14 protein-coding genes are annotated in these 23449 nt (G+C 42.2%); 11 read left to right on the top strand and 3 right to left on the bottom strand.

What is annotated here, in order from left to right; all coding sequences use genetic code 11:
* Positions 1 to 10: 10 nt before the first annotated feature.
* A complete protein-coding gene (locus M1P97_RS21690) occupies positions 11 to 3301 on the bottom strand; it encodes a DUF5107 domain-containing protein (protein ID WP_249390182.1) in 3291 nt (1096 codons plus the stop codon).
* Positions 3302 to 3311: 10 nt separating this feature from the next.
* Entirely contained in the window at positions 3312 to 4685 is a 1374-nt protein-coding gene (locus tag M1P97_RS21685; protein WP_249390181.1) for a sugar porter family MFS transporter, read from the bottom strand.
* A 162-nt stretch (positions 4686 to 4847) separates the two neighbouring features.
* On the opposite strand from M1P97_RS21685, the gene M1P97_RS21680 reads away from it, so the two are divergent.
* Positions 4848 to 5735 (top strand): AraC family transcriptional regulator, encoded by an 888-nt coding sequence (locus tag M1P97_RS21680; protein ID WP_195374510.1) that lies wholly within the window; start codon positions 4848 to 4850, stop codon positions 5733 to 5735.
* Here M1P97_RS21680 and M1P97_RS21675 read toward each other — a convergent pair.
* A complete protein-coding gene (locus M1P97_RS21675; protein ID WP_249390180.1) occupies positions 5704 to 6975 on the bottom strand; it encodes a S41 family peptidase in 1272 nt (423 codons plus the stop codon). The two genes, M1P97_RS21680 and M1P97_RS21675, sit on opposite strands and share 32 nt — an antisense overlap.
* Positions 6976 to 7285: 310 nt before the next feature.
* Here M1P97_RS21675 and M1P97_RS21670 point away from each other — a divergent pair, with 310 nt between their 5' ends.
* The 10 genes from M1P97_RS21670 to M1P97_RS21625 all read left to right on the top strand — a co-directional run bounded on the left by M1P97_RS21670 (position 7286) and on the right by M1P97_RS21625 (position 23396).
* On the top strand, positions 7286 to 7849 hold the full coding sequence (locus M1P97_RS21670) for an RNA polymerase sigma-70 factor (protein WP_195374512.1): 564 nt from the start codon (positions 7286 to 7288) through the stop codon (positions 7847 to 7849).
* 93 nt (positions 7850 to 7942) lie between these two features.
* A complete protein-coding gene (locus tag M1P97_RS21665; protein WP_249390179.1) occupies positions 7943 to 8908 on the top strand; it encodes a FecR family protein in 966 nt (321 codons plus the stop codon).
* A gap of 241 nt (positions 8909 to 9149) precedes the next feature.
* Positions 9150 to 12503: a SusC/RagA family TonB-linked outer membrane protein gene (locus M1P97_RS21660; protein WP_249390178.1), complete on the top strand. Its 3354-nt coding sequence runs from the start codon at positions 9150 to 9152 to the stop codon at positions 12501 to 12503.
* Between the two features lie 29 nt (positions 12504 to 12532).
* A complete protein-coding gene (locus tag M1P97_RS21655; RefSeq protein WP_249390177.1) occupies positions 12533 to 14143 on the top strand; it encodes a RagB/SusD family nutrient uptake outer membrane protein in 1611 nt (536 codons plus the stop codon).
* Positions 14144 to 14145: 2 nt separating this feature from the next.
* Positions 14146 to 15831 carry an arylsulfatase gene (locus tag M1P97_RS21650; protein ID WP_249390176.1) on the top strand — a complete coding sequence of 562 codons (1686 nt, stop codon included), beginning with the start codon at positions 14146 to 14148 and terminating at the stop codon, positions 15829 to 15831.
* A gap of 226 nt (positions 15832 to 16057) precedes the next feature.
* Positions 16058 to 16612 carry an RNA polymerase sigma-70 factor gene (locus tag M1P97_RS21645; protein ID WP_195374834.1) on the top strand — a complete coding sequence of 185 codons (555 nt, stop codon included), beginning with the start codon at positions 16058 to 16060 and terminating at the stop codon, positions 16610 to 16612.
* Positions 16613 to 16670: 58 nt separating this feature from the next.
* Positions 16671 to 17681 carry a FecR family protein gene (locus M1P97_RS21640; RefSeq protein ID WP_195374835.1) on the top strand — a complete coding sequence of 337 codons (1011 nt, stop codon included), beginning with the start codon at positions 16671 to 16673 and terminating at the stop codon, positions 17679 to 17681.
* Positions 17682 to 17913: 232 nt separating this feature from the next.
* Positions 17914 to 21156, top strand: coding sequence for a TonB-dependent receptor (locus tag M1P97_RS21635; RefSeq protein WP_249390188.1), 3243 nt, complete (start codon positions 17914 to 17916; stop codon positions 21154 to 21156).
* A gap of 16 nt (positions 21157 to 21172) precedes the next feature.
* A complete protein-coding gene (locus M1P97_RS21630; protein WP_195374837.1) occupies positions 21173 to 22903 on the top strand; it encodes a RagB/SusD family nutrient uptake outer membrane protein in 1731 nt (576 codons plus the stop codon).
* Between the two features lie 40 nt (positions 22904 to 22943).
* A complete protein-coding gene (locus M1P97_RS21625; protein ID WP_195374838.1) occupies positions 22944 to 23396 on the top strand; it encodes a DUF5018-related domain-containing protein in 453 nt (150 codons plus the stop codon).
* Positions 23397 to 23449: the final 53 nt, after the last annotated feature.

Below are 23449 nucleotides of genomic sequence, written 5' to 3'. Positions count from 1 at the left end.
CTTAAATCTTTTACTTAATCATTTCCTTATGTATCTGTACTCCCTGATGGTTATTATCCATTTCGGCGGCAATATTGAAATACTTCATTGCTTTTTCGGTATCTCCCAAGCCCAGATGGCCTAATGCCATCAGGTAATTGCAGTGGATACGGTTCTTTTTGTTCATATCGTCTTCCCAAATCTGCAGATCCGGTAGGGAGACGGCGAAGTAATCCATCTTAAAGACATCGTATACATGCTTTTCACCATAAGAGATCAGATTATTGAAGCGACCGCGTGCCTCGTCTTCACGACCCAGTTTACGCAATGCCAGTCCCTGATAGAATATCTTATCCGGCTTCTGGTCGTTGTAATACATGGCGGCGGCAGGCTGACTGTTTCCGACACTGGCTTTGAGGAATAATCCGGTTGCTTCTTCATTGCGACCTAATCCCTGCAAGGCACAGGCCTTATAATAATTGAAATCATTCTCCTGGGCACCGTACAGTTTCCCTTCTCCAAAGTTATGCGGATAAACGAAGCATTCTTCTATCAGATTCAATGCATCCTGATATTTTCCTTCTGACAGCAATTGCTTCACCAACTCTACGCGGGCAAGCTGATATTGGGCAGGAACTTTACCTTCTCCCCCTTCCCACGGATGGAACTGGCGGGCATCGATCCTGCGGATGGCTTCCTCATACTGTCCAAGCTGGTTGAGTAAAGTGACATATTCCAGATACAAGTCATCGCGCTCGAAAGCAACTTCTTTGTGTTTATCCAGGAAAGCCAGCCGATCGGCATGCGGACGGTTCAAGCGTTTATACAGTTGATCGAGCTCCATCAGAATACGGGCGTCTGTCGGATCGAGGGCAAAAGCCTTCTCCAATAAAACAACTGCTTCTTCCTGTTTATTCAGTTTATTGAAATAAGCCAGCGAAAGGTTGCGCAATACGGTCGGGAATGTTTCATCCTGCTTTTTCGATGCTTCCCAACAGGCAATCGCTTCCGGGTACTGACGTTTATCGTACCACAAATTACCCAGATAATACAACGCTTTCGGAGCCTCGGCTGCAAAATCAATCACTGCCTGAAGAGCCAAAATAGCTTCCAACGTATTCGGGAAACAACAGTCGGGTATTTGCTGTTCAGCCTCACGGATTGCCGCCAAAGCCTCTTCCTTCCGATCCAGACGGATCAGGAACCAGCTCTTATAATAATGCAACATCGTCTGATCGGCAACCTGTAAATCGATAGCCGTCTCAGCCACCTGCAATGCTTCTTCCCAGCAACCTGCTGATGCATAATCGAGTGCCAGCTCGCTATAATTATGTCCTTCCGGACGCATCAAAGCGACCAATGCTTTCAGATCGGAATCGTTTCCGGTTATCAGATACTTTTCAAAGCCGCAACCAAAGTTGAAACGGTCGATACGCAACGATTCATCGATCAGGGCTATCGCCTCGTCGTTTCGTCCCAAGTGACGAAGAATAATAGTCTTCAAATGACGTCCCCGCAGGTTATGCCAATTGCGGAGCAGGGATTTATCTATTTCATAAAGAGCTTCTTCCCAGTCTCCTCTTGCGGCTGATAATTGGGCGAGAGAATAATAACCGGCATCCTGCCAGGCTGCATTCCAGCAGGCTTTATAGAAAAAGTCGTATGCTTCTTCATTCTTTCCCTGATATTTCAGGGAGAGGCCCAGATTGTATAACGGTTCACCGTCATACGGATTCGGATTCCGCTCGGTCAATGTCTTCACCGCCTGGCGCAGATAAGGTTCTGCCTGGGCAAACTGTCCTTTGCGAACCAGCCATAAGCCCATCGCATTATTATTGCGTACATCGGTCGGATCGCGGCGGATGGCTTCCCGATAATAATCCGTAGCCGAATAGGTGGCATGGCGATACTGTTCCAGATGCAGGCCGGTCAGGTAGAGTTGTTCGGTAGTCCGTACATCTTCCGGATCGAGTGCAGCTTTCGCAGGTTCAGGAACTTCTTTGATCACATCCGGTTCAGGTTCCCATGTCAGTACCTGTTTGCCTTTTGCATTACAGATACAAACCTTCACATCGCACAGACTATTCACAGGGACAAACTCCTCCAGTATATTTTCAGGAGTGACATCACGGGTAATATCAAGATAAGTCTTCCCTGCTTTTTCTATAGTAATATGCAAATTCTTTTGTACCGAAGTGGCAAATATCTTTAATAAAGCGCCCTTTCCATCGGGTTCTATGTTCATCAGAAGGTCGGAAGAGGCGTTCTTCACGACACCCAGTTCACGATAAGGCATGAAGTATTGGGTGAATGTTTTTTCTTCGTAAGGTTGCAGCCAGGTGAAGTCGGGCTGGTTGTCGGTATAGACACCGGTCATCAGTTCGATATAAGGGCCGTCAGCATCCGTCAGGTTGCGGTCCCAGGCTTGTCCGAAATCACCGTTACCCCATGTCCATTGCTTTTTACCCGGTGAGATATGGTGGTTCGCCACATGCAGGACACCGGCACGGGTATCGTTCTCATATCCTCCCACAAAGTTATATTTGGAACGGATCGCCATATAAGAGGTAGGAACCGGGATATTCTTGTAACGCGAAATATCCACGCCTGCCGAATAATCCATCTTATAATAAGTGCCCGTAGCAATCGGGTAACGCGAAACATCCCGTTTTCCATGATCGAAAACGGCATTTACATCGGCAGGAAACACCGATTGATAGGCATCATTCACAGCTACTGCCGGATTTGCCCACCAAAGGAATGTCTGTGGAACCGGAGTCGGATTGTATAATTTACCCTGAATCTCCAACACGGCACGCCCCGGACGCAAGGTAAAGCCGGCCATCCCTTTCTGATGGAACATCCGTTCGCGTTCGCTTACCCAAACGATGGCACTTCCATCGGCACAACGTTCGATCGTATAATCGATCGGCAGGAACGTACTCGGACGGTGATGCTGCGGCCAGTTAAACTCGATACCGCCGGAGATCCACGGTCCGGTCAGTCCAACCAAAGCAGGTTTAATAACATGGTTATAGTAGATGAAATGGCGTTTTTTGATCTTATCGTACGCCATTTGTACCCGTCCGCCCAGTTCGGGAAGGATCATCACTTTTATATATTCGTTTTCCAACCACACAGCATGGTAACTCTTTTCCTCGCAGGTATCTTCTATCTTTTCAACCACCGGATAAGGATAAACCACACCGCTGCTTCCCTGGTAAACACGCTTCTCCAGGAACATCGGATTCTTTTCAGCTTTGCCAATACCGTAGGTAGGAAGAAGGATATCTTCTTCCCAAACTTTCACATTTTCAGTCATTTCAGTATATTTATTTCGTTAATTCTTTTTCCAGTTCCTCTAAAGTTTTACCTTTTGTTTCAGGAAGTTTCGCACGGATAAACAGGAATCCGCCCAGACAGATAAGGCCATACAGCCAGAAGGTTCCCGAAGCGCCTACCGCTTCATTCAGTATCGGGAAAGTATAGGTCAACAGGAAGCAGGCCACCCAAAGGAAGAAAGTAGAGATCGCCATTGCCATCCCGCGTATCCGTACCGGGAATATCTCGGAAAGAACCACCCAAACCACCGGTGCCAGCGACATGGCATAGCAGGCAATAGCCATCACGACCAATAGAAGCATCGGCCAGCCGCTCATTTCCAGGAAGTAGCAGGTACCCAATACCGCATAGATAATAGCCAGCCCGGCAGAACCGACAAACATCAAAGTACGTCTGCCCCATTTATCCACCGTATAGATAGCGACGAAAGTAAAGATTACATTGGTCACGCCTGTCACTACAATATTCATCAAGACATCAGAAACGGCATAGCCTGCCTCCGAAAATATCTCATGTGCATAATTGAAGATCACATTGATACCGCACCACTGCTGGAAGACAGCCAATACGATCCCGATCACCAATACATTCCGTACCCCCGGCTGAAGCAAAGCGCTCCAGTTTACTTTTTCTTCATTCTTATCTGTTAGATGTGCCAATTCGTTTAATGTCTGATCGGCATATTGGTTGCCTCCGATACGTATCAATATATCCCGGGCTTGCGTTGTCTTCCGGACCGTTGCCAGCCAACGTGGACTTTCCGGTATGATAAAAGAAAGCACAAAGAACAATCCGGCAGGGATCAGCTCTGCCCAGAACATCCATCGCCAGGCCCATTCGATACTGTTTGCCGTCAGCGTTTCGCCCCCTTGTGTAAAGTATTCTCCGATCTGCCAGTTTGCTAACTGTGCAAACAGGATACCTAATACGATCGTCAACTGATTCAGGGAAACGAATTTTCCCCGGACAGAAGCCGGAGCTACTTCAGCGATATATACCGGCGATACGTTCGAAGCAATACCGATACCGAACCCACCGATTATACGATAAATAATAAACCAGGTAAAACTGTCGACCGCCCCTGTCCCATAGGCCGACCATACAAAAAGAAAAGAAGCGATGATCAACATTTTCTTACGTCCGTATTTATCGCTCCACTCGCCGGACAGCAACGCACCCGCCAGACAGCCGATCAAGGCACTACTCATCGCCCATCCGCGAAGGGCCGCAGAGCCTTCGAGGCCAAAAAACGGTTCATAGAATATTTTAGCGCCACCGATCACCACCCAGTCGTAACCGAATAGCAATCCTCCCATGGCTGAGACGAGACAGATAAGTAATAAGTAAGCTGTTGTACGCTTCATGGTAGTAGTATTAAAGTTATGGTGCAAAGAAACAGCCTTTCAAGAGAATACAAAATAGATAAAACCGACCTAAAGATGGATAATATTACGATTTTCCTCTTTTAGCCGGTATACTAATCGAATAAATAATATACCTTTGCAAACACCTATAATTCCAGTACCATGATCAAACGAAAAGATGGCTTTAGCGGTGAACGCGCACTTGTGCTTCCTCAATCTGTCGTACAGGAGATGGAGAAAGATGCGCTTTCATCGATCCTGCATATTACGGACATCGGTTATTATCCCAAAGCATGGCATCACTTCCGCGAACGTCCGGAGCCGATCAGCCAGTTCGTTTTTATCTATTGTATAGAGGGAGCCGGATGGTTCCGCATCGGCGATCAGGAGTTCACCATCACCGCAAACCAATATTGTATCCTTCCTTCCGGTGTTCCCCATGCCTACGGTTCAGACGAGAACAATCCCTGGACGATCTACTGGATCCATTTCAAAGGGAAGCTGGCCTCCTACTTTGCCAGCCAGGCCAGTCGCCCGATAGAGATCAAACCGAGCGTACAATCCCGCATCAGCAACCGCAACAATCTTTTCGAAGAAATCTTCCGCACGCTGGAGATGGGATACAGCCACGAAAACCTGTTGTATGCCTGCTCAGCTTTCCACTATTATCTGGGCTCCTTACGCTATTTGCAGCAATACCGGGAAGCAGTACGCAACGAGTCCGATGCAAACGATATCGTAACAGCGGCCATCCATTATATGAAAGAGAACCTGGAAAAGAAACTGACATTGGCCGACCTGGCAACCCATATCGGTTACTCACCGTCCCATTTCTCCGTTCTGTTCAGCAAACGCACCGGGTATGCCCCATTGACTTACTTCAACCAACTGAAAATACAGCAGGCCTGCCAGTTGCTGGACTTCACGGATATGAAGATAAACCAGATCTGTTATAAGATTGGGATAGAAGATACTTACTACTTCTCCCGACTGTTCAGTAAGGTGATGGGGATGTCACCTAGGGAATACAAGAAGCAGAAGAAAGGGTAAGTATCCCCCTATAATCATCCAGTCCCATTTCCTCTTTCAATGAATAGGGAATGTCCGGACAAATATATCCGTCTTTAAACAATGTCACCGGTTCGTAAATCGTTTGCGTTGTTGGCATTTGATACATTATTTTTGAGTTAGGCAGGTATCCTTTGATCCCATTGCCACAAATTGGATAATATTGTCCTGCGATTTCTCCTACTAAGATTCCTGCATTGGATCTCTTTATTGCCATACAAAAATGAGCCCCCGACGAATACGTTTCATTACCCATTATCACAAATACTTTTCCATCATAACCGGAGTCATTACCCGGTATAGTTTCTTCACGATACCCTACCCCATTTTCCATAATAGGATAACCGAATGATTGCATCCATTTATCAGCCTCTACCTTATTCTCACTAGAAAGATGTTTCATCAGATCAGAATCAAGAAATGCTTTTACTCCTGACTTTTTCCCCAGCATCTTTGCTTTCAAAGTATGTACATCTGTTTTTAAATAATTCATTACTATATCATTGCTACCATCACTTCCCCCATTATTATGCGTAACATCAATAAATAACGTTTTTATCCCCTTACTTTCCAATTCTTTGAAAAAGGAGTCAACAAAGGACTTGTATTGTTCCGCACTCTGTTTATTATACACTACCGTACATGTATTATAATAAAGAACTGCCATCGAATCTTCCGGATAAAAAACAGAAGAATAAGGCTTATCGTAAACCGAGGTCTGTTTTTTTCTGTTAGTTTCAACACTGATAATCGTATCCTGCAGACCATTTGCTGTTTTTAAAACACCTATATACGTCCTTGTACGTGTAAGCGCAGGACTTAACAAGAAATTCAATAACATATTCTTACTGTCATTGGATATTCTGGTCGGTAAATCCCATGGAACCATCGAATCTATATCCAGAGCCGTAAATGAAACAAAAGAATCTTTTACTGCCAATAAAGTATCGCTTCCCAAGAGCATTTTATCTTCACAAAATTCAACATACGGAAAATCATAATACCTTTTATCAGAAGAAGGGAATTCAATACCTACATGCCCATCCAGGAACTTTCTGATTTTCATCAACCGCTTTCCAAAATCCTTTTTTGTCATGGGTTCCGAACAAGATTCGATCATCTTTACCTCCAATGCGACAAAAGTCATCGAATCATAACGCTGATACGGATCCGGATGTATATCTCTTATCAAATGGAAGAAGTATTGAATATCTTCTTTCATATCCCCCCTACTTAACATATCCTTATCACTCCCAACGGAACATGCAATGAAAGACAATAATATCAAAATACCCGCTACTAAGTTTCTCATAATACCTGCAAATTATAACAAAGTCTTTATTTCCACCAAAGATATGGATAATTGTACCACCGATCTTCCTTAAATAAAAATTTATCCGTCTGAGAGAGTCCTTTTCAATGGATATAAGTATATTTGTATGCAATACAGGAGAAAGATAAACCTTTTATTGAAATTATCACAGGAGCAAATATGCATTATATGAAAATCCAAATCTTAAAGGAAACAGGGTATGAGTAGCTTTTCAGGAACAGAGAAGAACACATTCTCAAAAATATATCTGGTATATTTCCCCAAGCTCGTGCGTTTCGCCCGGGAATATGTCATATCCACCGAAGATGCGGAGAATATCGTCCAGGATATTTTCATGTATCTCTGGGAACACCGAGATATGCTGGATTCTCTGAACAACCTCAATGCATTCCTGTTCACCCTGGCAAAAAACAGATGTATCGACTTCTACCGCCACAAAGCATTCATCGACAGCAAAAAAGAATCACTGGATAATCTCCAGGAAAGAGAGTTGAAATTAAAGATGGAAGCATTGATGCAATTCGATGAAAACATTTTCACTGAAAAAGAAATAGAAAACCTATTGGCTAAAGCAATCGAACACCTGCCGGAAAAATGCCGCCAGGTGTTCATTCTGAGCAGAATGAACGGATTAAAATATGAAGAGATAGCCACACAACTGGATATTTCCGTCCACACCGTGCAAAACCACATCGTAACAGCCATACGCAAACTGAAAGTCGAATTGAAAGACTATCTTCCTCTCTTTATTTTCATCATCTGAAATCTCTCTCAAAAAAAATCTATTTTTTTCTGTTTCCTACTAGTAGATGGTTAGAACCAATCCGTCATATTAACAGAACGAGCACTAAAAAGCATGAACGAACAACTAAATAAATACTTCCTCGGAGAACTTTCAAACACGGAAAAGAAGGAACTCCTTGACCAGATAGAATCCGACTCTGACAGCAAAGCCGAATTTATCCGTATGCAAAATACGGTTACAATATCGAAGTTGGTCGAACAGAGCAATGACAACGAATGGGCTTCACGAAAGATGAAAGAGTTGGGAAACCGGATCAACCGTAAACAAAACCGTCGCCTCTATCTCAATCTGGCTAAATATGCTGCCGTCACTGCACTCTTGTTGGTAAACACCTGGTTGCTGACCGACAAGTTCATACCAAAGGAAAAAGCAGCGCTTTATACCCAGATAAAAGTACCGACAGGACAACGTATTTATATGACTCTTCAGGACGGAACGGAAGCATGGCTGAGTCCCCGGTCGATCATCAGGATTCCGAGTGAATTCAGTAAGGACGAACGTTCGGTAGAACTGGATGGTGAAGGATTCTTTGCAGTGACAAAAGATGCGAAACGCCCTTTTATTGTAAAGACCCAGGATTATAACATCAAGGTTCTCGGAACGAAGTTCAATATTTTTGCCTATACAAAGAGCAAACGTTTTGAGACAAATCTGGTGGAAGGTAGTGTACAAGTGATCAACAACAAGCAACCGGAAAAGCAGATGATCCTGAAACCGAATGAAATGGTGTCTTTAAAAGATGGCGTACTTGTAAAATCGATTGCCGCATTCAATAATGAAGAATACCTGAAAAGCGGAATATTCCATTTCAGCAACAAAAAATTCTCAGAGATACTGGACTATCTCACTTTATGGTATAAGGTAAAATTCGAAGTGAAAGACTCTGCCCAAATTGACAAGTATGTATCCGGTAAGTTCAGGCAAAGCGATGATATAGAAAGAATACTGAAAGCATTACAAGGGGTGCATCACTTCCAGTATAAAATAGAGAACAATGAAGAAATCAAAATATACTAATATAATATTCATTTAAAAAAAAGAATGCCTATGAAGTAAACACGATCATTCCGGAGGAATGGTATAAAAAGGGGGCAAGTGTTACCAGCACTTACCCCGGAGTCAATACCTTTCTTTTATGTATCCACAAAAAATCAAAAACAGTATTAACTTTAAAAGTACAAGCAAAGTTATGAAAAAAAACTTATTGCTATTATTCAATTGTGCCTTTTATCTTGAATTAAAGCATATAATTCGTATTATGAAAATCGCAACAATTCTCACGTTAATCGCAATTTTCCAAATCAGTGCGACTACTTTGCATTCGCAAAATGCCAAAGTAAACATCAGTAAAAGTGATCTGCCGCTCAAAGAGTTTATCCAGGAGATCGAGAAGCAGACGGACTATTTATTCATGTATAGTGAAAAGGAAATCGACATGCAACAACAGGTGCATGTAAACGCTAAGAACAAGCCTGTATCAAAAGTACTTGAAGAGGCTTTGGGCGACAGTGAAATCAAATATAACTTCAATGAAGGATATATTTCACTGAGTAAGGTCAAGAATGTAACCGTCAGTCAAGAAGGAAAGAAAGTAACCGGTATCGTAAAAGATCCCACAGGCTATCCGGTAATCGGTGCCAATATCATGGTGAAAGGAACCACCAATGGTACTATTACCGATATAGACGGAAAGTTTACTCTGGAAGTGCCTGCAAATGCGACTTTGTCAATCTCTTATATCGGTTATCTATCGCAAGAGATCGCAACAGGTAATCAGTCTGACTTTTCCATCCTGCTGAAAGAAGATACACAGGCATTGGAAGAAGTCGTGGTTGTCGGTTACGGTCAGCAAAAGAAAGTCAGTATTACCGGTGCTGTCGGTAATATCAAAAGCGACAACATCAACCGTTTGGCCAATAGTACCACAGCTTCTATGCAGGGTGTATCACCGGGTTTAACGATCCTGGACAAGGGAGGATCACCGGGTCGTGCCAGCACTACACTTCGTATCAGAGGTATCACTACTATTAACAACGATAAAAATATTGACCGTAATGAGGCTTTATTGCTGGTAGACGGTGTTGAACAGCGTATCTCCGATATCAACCCGGACGATATTGAAAGTATCTCTATCCTGAAAGACGCTTCTACGACAGCTATCTACGGTTCGCGTGCCGCCAACGGAGTTGTGCTCGTAACAACCAAACGTGGAAAAGAAGGTAAGATCAGAATGGATTTCAATACTTACTGGGGTATCCAGAGTGTGACCAACAAACCGGAACACATGGAAACGGTCACTTATATGCAACAGCAGAATTATGCTTTCCAGAATGCCGGACAAGCTCCTCGTTATTCCGACACTTTTATCAAAGAATGGCAGGCTAATCACAAAAGCGATCCTATCACATACCGTAAAGCCAACCAATGGCAGGATGCAGTTTACAGCTCTGCCCTGCAACAGAATTACAGCCTTACCGTAAGCGGTGGTAACGAAAAAGCAAGAGGTTTGATGGCGTTGCGTTATTACGATCAGGACGGTGTTGTTCCGAACTATAAATCCGACATCAAAGAAATTCGTGTCAACACGGACTTTAAACCTTTTGAACGGCTGAAGATATCGGCGGATGCCAACTTCAGAAGCAGTTATTCCAAAGCACCTCTCGATGCCTACGAATACGATAAAAATGGTGGTGGTATTTTCTACTCCATGTATCATGCCACACAGTTCGTTGTTCCGCAATATCCTGACGGCAGCTACGGATTGGGTAATAAGAACGCCAACCCGCTGATGCTGGCCGAAATGGGTGGAACAGACAAGCAATGGAACAATTTATTCATCGGAAACATTAAGGCTGAATTACAAATTATCGACGGCCTGAAGTTTACAGCCCAGTATGCACAACGTTATGGCTTCAATAAGACCGTTAAATTCGAAAATGCCTATACGGTAGTGGATCATCAATATCTGGACTGGACAGCTACAGCAAAAGACGAGCCCTATAATCCGAGTAGTAACCGCCAGCGTACCAGAAATATTTCGCGTAACAGCATGGACGACAAACGGGAAGATACCAACGAATATACACTCAACCTGTTGTTGAACTACGAAAAGCAGCTAGGCAAACATAACTTACAGGCCCTGGCCGGTTTCTCGCAGATAAAGAATGAATGGACACACAACCAGGCACAACGCTGGGACTTCTATAACAACGACGTACCTTCCATCAACATGGGTTCCGAAAGCTCCTGGAAAAGCTACGGATATAACAATGAATTCGCCCTGCGCTCTTATTTCGGCCGTTTGAACTATAATTACGACAACCGCTACCTGCTCGAAGCAAATCTGCGTTATGACGGTACATCCCGTTTCACCGGAGATAATCAATACGGAACATTTCCCTCCTTCTCCGCCGGTTGGCGTATCTCCAACGAAGCATTCTGGAGCGATGAACTGCGTAATATCGTTTCCGACCTGAAACTGAGAGCTTCCTGGGGTAAGACTGGTAACCAGACTGCCGATCTATATGCCTTTTACGAAAGTTATACCTCTACCTCTTATAATTTTGGCGGTAACCTGGTACAAGGCTATATGCAGAAAGAACTTGCCAACAAAGACCTGAAATGGGAAACAAGTACACAAACCGACATCGGTATCGATGCAGGTTTCCTTAACAACCGCCTGACACTTACAGCCGACTATTATTACAAGAAAACGGACGGTATCCTGGTGAAATTACCGATCTCCGGAACCATCGGCCTCGATGCTCCGGTACAGAATGCTGCTGTTGTCGACAATAAAGGTTTTGAACTGGCTCTCGACTGGAAAGACAATATCGGTGATTTCTATTATGGTGTCAACTTCAACATCTCCAACAACTGGAACAAGGTGATCAGTCTGGGTGGTGCAAATCCGACCCTCGACGGAGGAACAGCCGACGTTATAACAACTGTCAGGGAAGGTTATCCGATCAACTCTTACTGGGGTTACCAGACTGACGGATTCCTGACACAGGAAGATATCGACAACAAGTACCCTGTTTATGACAGTAGAATGACATTGGGTGATGTTAAATACGTAGACCGCAACAAGGATGGCAAGATCGATGCAGAAGATATGACCGTGATCGGTAACGAGTTTCCGCGCTACCCGTTCGCCTTCTCTGCCAATTTTGCTTATAAAGGTTTCGACTTCTCCTTCATGTTCCAGGGAGTAATGGATGCCCAGACCCGTGTATCAGGAGCATTGGCTGAAGGTGGTAACTTCGAAGGCTTCACCCTCGATATATTCAAGGATTACTGGACACCGGAGAATACGAATGCCCGTTTCCCCCGCCCACGTAAGAGTGTGGATTACAACTCTATGATGTCTGACTTCTGGGTAATAGATGCCGGTTACATCCGTTTGAAAAATGTACAGTTAGGTTATACGCTTCCGAAAGCATTGAGCCAGAAAGCTTACCTCGAAAAGGCACGTATTTACCTGGCCGGAAGCAATCTGTTGACATTCTCGCCGCTCAAAGAATGGGGACTCGACCCGGAATTCGTATCAGGCCGTTTTCTGTATTATCCTCAGACTTCGGTGTATACAATCGGAGTTAACTTGACATTCTAAATACTATTAATGTTGAAATATAATTCATTATGAAGAAGATTTTTATATATCTAGCTTTACCATGTATCGTATTCGGATGTGATGTACTCGATACGATCCCGACCGACCGTATTTCTTCTGAAATATTCTGGAAAACCGACAAGGATGCCGAATATGCATCCAACGCCATCTACCGTTTCCTGGAAGACCACGGAACTTTACTGAGCCGCGACGAGATGTCGGACATTGCACGTGCCACTTTCGAAACCTCGGACGAGACAAAGATAGAAGCCAGTATCGCAGACCCGCAGACCAACCTCTTCCAGAATACCTGGAATGATCTGTACAAAGGTATCCGCCGTTGTAACGACTACATGGACAACGTGGACAAGATAACTCCCGAAAACGAAGCCAAAGTAAATACCTACACGGCTGAAGTTCGTACCTTACGTTGCTATTTCTACTCCCGCCTGGTTGCTTATTTTGGAGATGTTCCCCTGATTACAACACCGATAGGCATCAGTGAATCGAAAGAACTGACACGGACTCCCGTTTCGGAAATATACGATTTCATCTATAAGGAAATTACCGGATCTGTCAATGATCTTCCGGTAAAAGCCAGCGAAACTGGCCGTGTAACCAAAGGTGCCGCTCTCGGATTACTGGCACGAACAATGTTGTTTGCTGCAGGCAACGTAACAGGTACGGACGATCAATCGACACTCTACTACCAGAGAGCCAAAGAGGCTGCAGATGCTGTAATCGCTCAGGGCAACTATTCACTGTTACCCAATTACAAAGATCTGTTTACGTATGAAAACGAGAACAGTCAGGAAGTGATATTCGACAAACAGTTTATGAAGGATGTCTACGCCAATTCGGTAATGAACAACTTCGGTGCCGTATCATTAGGAAACAACGGATCAATGATGTCGCCGACCGGTCTGCTTGCCGATGAGTTTGAAACGGTCAATGGAAAAAAGATCACGGAAGACAGCTCTTATGACCCGATGAATCCTTATGAAGGACGCGATCCCCGACTCAAATACACATTATACACACCAGGGGACGAACTGCCTAACAAAACCATCTACGACTCCCGCCCGGGTTGGAGCACGACAGGCGATGTAATCGGAGCCAGTTACCAGGTTTCTAAAACCGGATTACTTCCGAAGAAATATATCAATGCGGAAGATATCGGTCAAAGTAACCGTACAAATTGCGGCATCAACCTCATTATTATGCGTTATGCCGAAATCCTGCTGATCGCGGCCGAGTCTCGCATCGAACTGAATACAGAAATGGATCTTGCTTTACAATATATCAACCAGCTCCGTCAACGCTCGGATGTAAACATGCCTCCCTTATCCGGTATCACATCTCAAACCGCCCTACGTGAAGCTGTCAGACATGAAAGAATGGTCGAACTGGCTTTGGAAGGTCATCGTTTCTTCGATATCCGCCGTTGGAAAATTGCTGAAAACGTTTGTAACATGGATCGGATAGAAGGAATGCGTTACGTGGATAAAGAGACGGGAAAACTGGTAACGGTTACCACCGACTACAAGAAAAAATTCACATCTAGAGATTATCTGTGGCCTATTCCATACAACGAGAGACAATTGAATAATAATTTAACTCAAAATAATGGTTGGAATTAATCATGAAGACATTAATATTTAGAACATTACCCATTGCAGCACTGGCTTTCTCGGCCAGTGCATGTAATGCCAGGGAGAATAAGGAAAACAAAGAAAGCAGCAAACCCAATATCCTTGTGATCCTGGCGGATGATATGGGATTCTCCGACCTGGGATGTTATGGTGGTGAAATCCATACTCCCAACCTGGATAAGTTGGCCGAGGAAGGTCTTCGCTTCACTCATTTTTATAATACAAGCCGTAGTTGTCCTACCCGTGCATCGTTGTTGACGGGGCTCTACCAACACCAGGCAGGTATCGGGCGTATGACCTTCGACGATCATCAACCGGGTTACCGAGGAACTATGACACACAACGGGGTTACTATTGCCGAGGCTCTGAAAGAGAACGGTTATCAGACAGCCTGGGTAGGCAAATGGCATATTGCCGAAACACCTTTACGCCCTGATCAGCGTCAGTGGCTGGCACACCAGGTACAACACGATGAGTTTACCCCGAAGGAAAACTACCCGATCAACCGTGGCTTCCAGGATTGTTATGGTACGATCTACGGAGTGGTGGATTACTTCGACCCGTTCAGCTTGGTCAGCGGTGACAAGCCTGTGAACACTGTCCCGGAAGATTACTACAGCACGATCGCATTGGCCGATACAGCCGTCGCCTATGTAAATAAATATGCAAAAACGGATAAGCCGTTCTTCATGTATCTGGCTTTCCATTGTCCGCATTGGCCGTTGCATGCACTACCGGAAGATATAGAAAAGTATAAAGATACTTATAAAGACGGTTGGCAGGCTATCCGCGAAGCCCGCTACCAACGGATGAAGGAGATGAAGTTGTTCGGTGATGCCGATGATTTCCTTTCTCCGCGACAGTTTACCGACTCATGGGACGAGAACCCGACCAAGGAATGGGATGCCCGTGCGATGGCCGTTCATGCAGCTATGGTAGACCGTATGGACCAGGAGATCGGTCGTGTGATAGAGACGCTAAAGAAGAACGGCCAGTTGGATAATACCCTGATCCTCTTTATGTCGGACAACGGTTGTAGTAATGAAGACTGCCAGAATTACTCGGAAGGAGAAAATGACCGTCCGGCCGAAACGCGCGATGGCCGTAAGATCGTTTATCCGAAAGAGAAAGAGATAATGCCCGGCCCGGAAACGAGTTATGCCTCTGTGGGTGCCAGATGGGCGAATACCGCCAATACGCCGTTCCGTTTCTGGAAAGCGAAATCGTATGAAGGTGGTATTTGTACTCCGATGATCGCTCACTGGCCTGAAGGAATTAAGCAACCCCAAGGAACGGTTAATACCCAGATGGGACATGTGATGGATATAATGGCAACCTGCCTTGATATATCGGGTACCGACTATCCGACGGAATACAATGGAAATAAAATCATTCCATTGGCCGGCAAAAGTCTGGATCCGATCTTTAAAACGGGGACCCGCCAGGGACATGACGAATTATGCTTTGAGCATTTCAACGAGAAAGCCCTGATCGATGTCTCCGGCTGGAAGATCGTATGGCCGAACAATAAAAAGGACTGGGAGCTTTATAACTTAAATGAAGATCGCAGTGAGATGCATAACCTGGCCGATCAGTATCCTGAAAAGGTAAAAGAGATGGTAGCACGGTATGAGGAATGGGAGAAAGACTATATGGTCGTTCCCCGTCCGAAATAAGAATAAGAAAGGGGCTGTCCATGTATGAACTGCCCCTTTAATAATTCCTTCGAGAGAATCCCTATAATAGACTTAACTAAAACTAACAAAACCTGAGAAACTTCAGAATTATTTCCATACATCAAGCACTAATTCGCATTTTTCCCTACATTTGCCTCCATAATTAAATAAAAAAATCACATCTAAAGAATGGTATACCTTAGAACATCCCATTTTACTTTCACTCATGCAAAAGACAAAGACTGAAAAAGAACGGCTATCAGATTTAAGTAACGGAGACACAAAAGCATTTAATGATCTCTTCATGCTTTATTTCCCCAAACTCAAACTATTCCTGTCAGGTTTTTTGGACAATGAAGCTGAAGCAGAAGACCTGGCCCAGGATGTATTCGTGAAACTATGGCAAAATCGGCAATCACTCATAAAAGTAGAGAATCTGAACGCTTATCTTTACCGGATAGCCAGAAATACACTATATACATACCTTAACCGCTCTTTTTCTCCAGATCTGATTAACGAAACAAACGCCACCCATATTCCATCTATTGATGAACTGGAAGAACTGATCTTTGCAAAAGAACTGGAAGAATTAATAGATATGACTGTCGACAAAATGCCTCCTCAACGAAAAGCAATCTTCTGCCTGAGCCGCAAGCAGGGACTGAGCAATGACGCAATAGCCCTTCAATTAAACATCAGCAAACGAACGGTGGAAACTCATATTTCTGCTGCATTATCAGATCTACGTAAAGTTATTTCCATTTTACTGCTATTTTTTTAGAATACCAACTACGTGTGTTTTTCATTTTTGTAGTCTTACTATATATAAACATAGTGAGATGGAAAAAAACAGAGTTTATAATATACTACGGCGTCTGGTGGATCATACGGTTCCATCGGAACATCGTTCTGTAATAAAAAACTGGTTGGCCGGTAGCATCGACACTCCTGAGAAGGAAGCGGCCATGAGACAGATATGGCAGGAAATGGTGGCAGAAGCGGACAACAACACTAGCCGATCTCTTCAGAAAACTTTGCAAAAAATTCATCATGCAGACCATCAATCGATTAAAGTATCTTTACAAAGTCGCCTACTACGCTATGCCGCAATCCTTATTTTACCATTAATAACCGGTATTGCAGCCTGGTGGCTGACAAAAAACGAATATACAGAACCCGAAATGATAGAATGTTATGTCCCTAACGGCCAACAAGAAACCATACAATTACCCGACGGTTCCGTCATACAAGTAAACTCCGGTAGTTTACTTGTTTATCCCCGTGAATTTTCAAAGGGGAAACGTTCTGTATTTTTAAGCGGAGAAGCCAATTTCATTGTAGCTAAAAACCCACACAAACCTTTTATTGTCAGTACCGGTCCACTGAAAGTGGAAGTATTAGGTACAAAATTCAATATAGAATCATACCCGGACAATGAGCGTATCATCACTACGCTGGAAAACGGTTCTGTCAAGATATACAAGAATGACGAACCGGAAAAAACTATTATTATGCATCCGGATGAGCAGGTTATTTATGATGGACAAAGTCAGGTATTCAGTACCAGCTATGTGGAAGCCAGTGATTACGCCGTCTGGACTCAAGGAGAATTACGATTTGTTAATCAGCCATTAATGCAGATACTAACTGTCATGGAGCGTAAATATAATGTACACATAAAAATAAGTCCGGATATCAAATCATCCGATTTGTTTACAATGAAATTTAAACAGCATGAGACAGTAGAAGATGCCATACATATATTTACCCAGCTGGCAGGAAATATCAATTACAAAATTGAAGGAAAAGATATCCTTCTGTTCAAAAATAGAAAGGAGGTTACACGCTAATAAAAAGACACCGGAAAGCACCTCTCACAGCAACTTCCCGGCATCTGAAATAGACTTTACTATGTTTTAAATAAAACTTCAACGAATTTATTAACATTTACAATAAAATCTAATACACAAAAGTATGACTTTTAAGTTTAAAAGGGGATTAATTATACCCATAAAAAACAGTAAAAAATTATTTTTCACGCTTTGCCTATTTGTATCCGGGACTCTATACAGTCAAAATCAGATGATCAATCTTCCCAAAGGAGCGAACACGATACAAATTATTTTTCAAGAAATTGAAAGACAAACAAATCTCTCCGTAGATTATAATCAAAGCAAATTGAACATTAATAAAAAAATAGAAACGAAGGGGCAGAACAAAACCTTATCAAGCATGCTGGATGAGATTTTGGACGGAAGTGGTCTGACTTATAAAATAGAAGCTGGACATATTCTGATAATACCTGCTACAGAAGTACAAGAAGGGGGTAAATCCGGTAAACAAATAAAAGGTAATGTCACAGATAAGAATGGGGAACCCATCATCGGTGCAAACATATTTGTTAAAGGTACTACAATCGGAACAGTCACAGATTTGAATGGACAATTCTCTTTGAATGTTCCGAACAATGCTACAATTCAAATTTCATATATAGGCTATCTGCCTCAGGAAATCACTATTGGAAACAAGAGAGATATTTCGCTCATTCTAAAAGAGGATACTAAAATTTTGGATGAGGTCATTGTGATCGGTTATGGAACGACATCTACACGGAAAATGGCATCCGCCGTAACTTCTGTAAAAGGAGAAAAATTACAAGACTTACCATTTAACGACATGAGCTCTACTCTGCAAGGGCGTGCTACAGGTGTGATTGTACAGAATCAGGGAGGTGAACCCGGTTCTAATGCAAAGATATCTATCCGTGGTGGCAACGATCCTGTATATGTTATTGATGGAGTGATCAGTACCGCCTGGGAATTTAATACATTGAATTCCGTAGATATTGAAAGTCTATCCGTATTGAAAGATGCGGCATCATTAGCTGTATATGGTTCAAGAGCTGCAGATGGTATCATTTTGGTTAAAACCAAACAAGGAAGTAAGGGTAAAACCTCCATAACATATACATTTAATGCAGAATATAGTCAGCCAACTGTACTGATGGAAAAAGTAGATGCATATACCTATGCAGAAACTCAAAATAAAGCTGCGATGTTTGATGGTCTCCCTGCTTACCATCAGTATAGCGAAGAAGAAATGAACAAAATTCTAAATCAGACAGATCCACTTTATCCAAATGTAGACTGGCTTGATCTAGGACTTAAAAATTTTGCTCCACAATATCGCCATACTCTTTCAATGAATGGTAGTGGTAAATTAATAAATTATTATTTATCATTAGGTATGATCGATCAAGGAAGTTTGTTCACGTCAAACTCGCTGGATTACAACAGATATACTATACGTAGCAATGTAAATACGACTTTTGACAATATTGGGCTTACTGTTGGTGTTAATTTGAATGGAGCCATAGAAAAAAAGAATAGTCCTTATATAGGAGCAGGGACTATCTTGGGGCATTTATACAGTCAGTTAGCTCTTACTCCGGCTTTTAATGAAGACGGAACCTACTCTTCTGCAACCGACCATCCATTGGTGGATATGGATAAACGTTCCGGTTATAACAAAAACAACAAGAAGTATATTAATGCTCAATTCGTTGCAGACTGGAATTTACCTTGGGTTCAAGGACTTTCCTTGGGAACAATGTTAAACTATAGAGTTAGTGATGAATTTAAAAAAGAATTCAACACACGTGCTCCGCAGTATTATCCGAATGGGATCGACTATCCGATTGCAAAACCAACGTTAAAAGAAAGTGCCGACTTCAAGGAATCATACAATTTTGAAGTAAGTGCTTCTTATATGAATACATTCAATGAAGATCACAGCATTGACGCAAAAGCAGTATTTACTGTTGCTGAAAATAATGGAGATAATTTCTGGACTTCACGTAAAGATTACCAGTCATCGGCAGTAGATCAGATTTTTGCCGGATCACCAGTAGGAATCTTAAATGACGGTAGTGGTGAAGAAGGAGGTAGAATGGGTGTAGTAGGCCGTCTGAAATATGACTATAAGAACCGCTATATTATAGAAGGTAGTTTTCGCTATGATGGTTCAGACAACTTTGCTCCCGGATATCGTTGGGGATTCTTCCCTTCCGGTGCTGTAGCCTGGGCACTTAGTGAAGAACCGTTTTTCAGATCTTTGAATTGGAAAGATGTGGATTTGATTAAATTACGCGCTTCTTATGGTCAGACAGGTACCGAAAACGGAGTTAACCGTTTTGGTTACATGCCTGTTTACGATCTGGATAAAAACATAATTGTAATCGGTGGCAACATGCAATCTGGTTTCAGCGAAGGTAAATTAGTATCACCTTCTTTATTGAGTTGGTACACTCGTAATTCACTCAACTATGGTATTGATATGGCATTCTTAGGCAATCGGCTAAAAGGTACAGCAGATTATTTTTTCTATGTTACAAAGGGAGGACTGATGAGTCCGAGTGACAGATATACGACGCCATTAGGAAAAGATCTTCCACAAATCAAGTCTGAGAGTGAACAAAGAAGAGAAGGTGTTGAATTTTCTTTGCGTTGGAGTGATAAAGTTGGAAAAGATTTCACCTATGATTTAGGGTTCAACATGACTTATTTCAATAATTTATGGAAGGTAAAAGCAGACGAGTCAATGACAGATTTGATGAACCCCTGGAAACGGACAACGAATCAGACAGACTTTTATGATGTCAGATTGGTTTCTCAGGGATATTATCAAACAGTAGAACAGATTTTAAACTCCCCGCGCCGTCCACAGGCTTCCGAACTAAAATTTGGAGATATTGCTTATAGGGATATCAATGGCGATGGTAAAATCGATGATCAGGATCAGACACGAGTAGGAAATACCTCCATGCCCCATTTTACGTATGGATTTGATTTTTCTTTCGGATATAAAGGTTTCTCTTTATCCGGCTTGTTATACGGAACAGGAAAACGAAATATGGAACTTAGCGTACAATATAAAGGAACAAAACCATATTACAAAGAGCAATTGAATTATTGGACAGAAGAAAATAGAAATGCGACATTCCCACGTCTGACGTCTGCTACCTCCAGAAATGGAGATAACAATATTCAGAAATCGGATTTCTGGTTGAAAAATGCTTCTTTCTTAAGACTTAAAAACATACAATTGTCTTACGATTTGAAATACAGCGTATTAAAGAATGTTGACTGGCTCAATATGTGTAGAGTGAATCTCTCTGGAGCCAATTTATTCACTATCTCAGGAATGAATAAATTTTACGACCCGGAAAGCCCTAATATCAATGACAAAGGAGAAACTTATGCAACAGACGGTAGTGCATATCCTGTACAGCGAGTGATAGCATTTGGTTTAACAGTCGGATTTTAATTAAGGAGGAAAAAATATGAATAATATCAAAAATATAATAGTAGTCGTTCTACTCTCTTTATCATGTTTTTCATGTAGTGACGTTCTTGATAAAGGGCCATTAGATAAATACTCGGAAGAAGACGTATGGAATAACAAAGACCTGATCCAGGCTTTTTCGTATACTACACTCCGAAGGGCGACCGATTTAATGATTATGGTAGATGAATATACAGACAACAGTGTTATCGAACCCAACTCCAATGCTATCTCTTTCAATAAGGAGCAAATGGATCGTTATTACGATGTAGGCTGGAACAAAATAAATGATGATTTGAAAGTTTATGAAAATATCAGAAGATGTAACATGATCATTGCTAAAGCCCCGGAGTCACCCGTATTGTCAGACTCGGAAAAAGCATATTTTATTGCTCAAGCTAAAACAATGAGAGCTATGACCTATTTTTCTAGAGCTCGTTGGTTTGGGAAATTAATGATCATAGATCGTTTGATTAATCCGGAAGAAAACATGCAATTCCCCAGAACAGCAACCATCAAAGATACGTATGATTTTATCCTGAATGACTTGAAAGAAGCTACAAATGATTTATCGGAAACATTGAATAATCAACAAGGTATGCTAACCAAAGGAGCTGCCTATGCATTACTGGCAGAAGCAGCATTACACGGTGCAGCTTATATCGAATCCGGTCAAGATGAATATTATAACATAGCAAAAACGGCCAGTGAAAGTCTTTTTAATCTGGGTGTTTATGAACTAGATGAGGATTACAAAGGTATGTTTAACGATTTCAACCATTCGTTAAATTCAAAGGAAATCATCCTAGCTCAATGGAAACATGAAGACGCAACAAAGTTTGCTGATACCTGGATGCAGCAGTTGGTACCCAATACAGACAATAATAAAGTGAAACCGGGTACTGTTCCGACATTTGCAGAAGAATTTGCCGGATGGCTTCAGCAAATGCCTTCTATCGATCTTGTTAATGCTTATGAAGTTATTGATGAGGATGGCAAAGCAAAAGACTGGGATCAAACTTCTTATTATAAAAATTTCCTGAAAAACGGTGGATACGTGTCTGATGCCATTTATAAAAATCGTGACAACCGTTTTTATGCCAGCATCGTTTACGATTCAACTATGTTCTTCAAAAACGAAGTATGGACCAGACTGGAAGGTAACTTGAATTGGGCTTCTGCTCTTGGAGGAGGCGACTGGGGCATGACAAAAACCGGTTACATCTACCGTAAATGTGTTTACGAAGCAAAAAGACTACTAAACGACCAACCTACAAATTATCATTATGTATTATTACGTTTGGGACGTTCTTATCTGAATTATGCAGAAGTGATGTTAAGACAGGGGAATATTAATACGGCTATCGACTATATTAATAAAACCCGTACCACTCATGGAGGATTACCTGCTCTGGCAAAGGATATATCTTTCGAAGATGCTTGGAAAGCTTACAAACGGGAAAGGCGTGTTGATCTGACAATGGAAGGAGACCGTTACTGGAGTTTATTAAGATGGGGTAAAGCAGATAATTTACCGACAGTAAAGGAATTGACAATTGTCCATAAAGCTATCGAAATTGCAGCCGATGGCAAATCATTCAGAATTATTAATCTTCCGTTTAACGAAGCTGATAATATACGTGTATTTACAACAAAACGTTATTTAATGCCTGTTCCCCAGAAAGAGATTGAACAAAATCCAAGTCTGGATCAGAACACCGGATGGTAATAAAATGTAATTCAATGTAAAACCATAAAAATATCATCAAATGAAAAATATAGCAAGATTCACCTTATTTATATTATTGGTAATTTCCTTTTCTTCCTGCCTGAAGATGGGGTTAGACGAATTACCTACATCTGATAAAGCAGAGATAACAAATGTAAAGTTTGAATACCGCTGGTGGGATGAAACAGCAGAACAAATTAGAGTTGTAGAGATGACAACCAATAATCAAATAACAGATCATACCATTAATTGTACAATAACAGTTCCCGACATAACAGAAAAGTTTACCCCTGAAATACGGGAAAAAATTTCATTGTCCAATTTAGTATGTATAACTGATATTTCTGCTGCCGCATCTATTCGTCCGATAAATGGTGCACCAGCATTAGGGACTCCGGGTGATTTTTCCGGAAAAACATTTAGTTACCTGGTTGTAGCTGCTGATGGTTCCGATATTGAATGGAAAATCAACATCATTGCACTTAATAAATAGTTATTCTTCAAAAAAGGGGGATTTCAAAAGTATGTATGATTATATACATCTTT

Source organism: Parabacteroides leei (assembly GCF_023369805.1).
In the GTDB taxonomy this organism is placed as follows: Bacteria; Bacteroidota; Bacteroidia; order Bacteroidales; family Tannerellaceae; genus Parabacteroides; species Parabacteroides leei.
Note: the sequence above shows the minus strand (reverse complement) of the source record. Positions and strands in the feature narration are given on the sequence as shown.